We start from the raw sequence: 1618 nt of genomic DNA, 5'->3' as shown, positions 1-1618 counted from the left end.
AAGCCGTGGCGACCTGACCAAGGTGGCCAGCGTCCTCGTGGTGCTACTCCTGGTGGCCGGCGCCGTGGTCATCGGCATGAACCTGGCCGAGGACGACTCCGAGCTTCCCAGCGCGGATCTGGGGACTCCCGACTCGACGGACAGCGAAGAGGTGGACTTGTGCGGCGGACCACGGCCCGCGCCCGACGACGAACCCCCCGAGGTCTCCGATTGGACCGAGGAGGTGCAGCGGCTCTACACCCTGCGCGCGCAGGCATTCGAGGAGATCGATGCGGAGCTGTTGTGCCAGGTCTACGCGCCCACCAGCGAGGGCTTGGTCCGGGACGTCGAGCTCCTGCAGGAGTACGCGGACGCGGGCGTGCGGACCCAGGACCTCTCGTTCGAGGTCATCGACGCTGAGGTGGTGGAACGGGACGGGGGTACGGTCGTCGTCGAGATCTCCGACCGGCTGCCCGCCTACCAGCTCGTCGACGACGACGGCGAGGTCATGGAGGATAAGCCGGGTACGGAGAACGAGTCCTGGATGGCCGAGCTGGTGCCGATCGCCGACGAGGGATCCTCGACGCCGTCGTGGCGGTTCGGCTGAACGGTGCGTCCGCGGCTCATTGATGCAGCGCCGCGGCGACGACCTCCCTCGTGGTGCGGTGCTGGAAGACGAAACCGGCCTCGGTCAGCCGGTGCGGGACGACCCGGAGGCTGCCGGCGATGTAGTCGGTGAACTCGCCGAGCACGAGCCGCAGCGCGAAGCGTGGGACGGGAAGCACCGCCGGGCGATGCAGCATGTGCGCGAGCACCCGGGTGAACTCGGCGTTCGTCGCCGGTTCCGGCGCGGTGATGTTGTATGCCCCGACACAGCCGGGCTGCTCGATCAGGAACCGGAGCGCGCGAACCGTGTCCGGCAGTGAGACATGGCTCCAGTACTGTCTGCCGCCCGCGAGCGAACCTCCCACCGCGAACCGGAACATCGGGAGCATCTGCTTGAACGCGCCACCAGAGCGATCCATGACGAGGCCGAACCTCGGGTGGCACACCGCCACGCCGGCGTCCTTGGCCGGCTCAGCCGCGGCCTGCCATGCCAGGCACAGCTCGGCTAGGAAATCGGTGCCGGAGCTGGAGTCCTCGTCGACGACCTCGGCCCCGCGGTCCACCCCGTAGACGGAGATCCCGGTGGGAGAGACGAACACCCGGGGTGGCCGGTCCAGGCCGACGATCGCCTTGGCGAGGATGGCCGTCGGCCGTATCCGGCTGGTGTACAGCTCCTGCTTGTAACGTTTCGTCCAGCGACGGTCACCGACGCCGGCTCCGGAAAGGTTCACGACGGCGTCGAGACCTTCCAGCGGCCCCGGATCGATGTCACCGACCGCAGGATCCCACTGCAGCTCGTCGGCGCCGGCCGCCGGCCGTCGCACCAGCCGGAGTACGTCGTGCCCGTCCGCGGTCAGCGAGTTCCGCAGAGCCGTGCCGATGAGACCGCTGGAACCACAGATCGCTACCCGCATGTCCTTCAGGCTACCCAGCGCAGCCCGATGCATTGCGGGTCACGTGGAGAAGCCGACATCGTGGTCGTGATCACGACCACGATGTCGTTCGCGAGTGTCCCGTAAAGCCGGTTCCTTGA

2 protein-coding genes are annotated in these 1618 nt (G+C 68.3%); one reads left to right on the top strand and one right to left on the bottom strand.

Translation table 11 applies throughout. The features are described from left to right. Positions 1-586, top strand: a 586-nt coding sequence (locus ELR45_RS35930) for a hypothetical protein (RefSeq protein WP_165368147.1), incomplete at its 5' end; no start/stop codon positions are given. Positions 587-602: 16 nt separating this feature from the next. Here the strand turns inward: ELR45_RS35930 and ELR45_RS27670 are convergent. Next, positions 603-1499 carry a TIGR01777 family oxidoreductase gene (locus ELR45_RS27670; protein ID WP_205857384.1) on the bottom strand — a complete coding sequence of 299 codons (897 nt, stop codon included), beginning with the start codon at positions 1497-1499 and terminating at the stop codon, positions 603-605. Positions 1500-1618: the final 119 nt, after the last annotated feature.

Source organism: Phytoactinopolyspora endophytica (assembly GCF_004138495.1).
GTDB lineage: Bacteria > Actinomycetota > Actinomycetes > Jiangellales > Jiangellaceae > Phytoactinopolyspora > Phytoactinopolyspora endophytica.
This window is presented reverse-complemented; position numbering and strand designations above follow the sequence as displayed.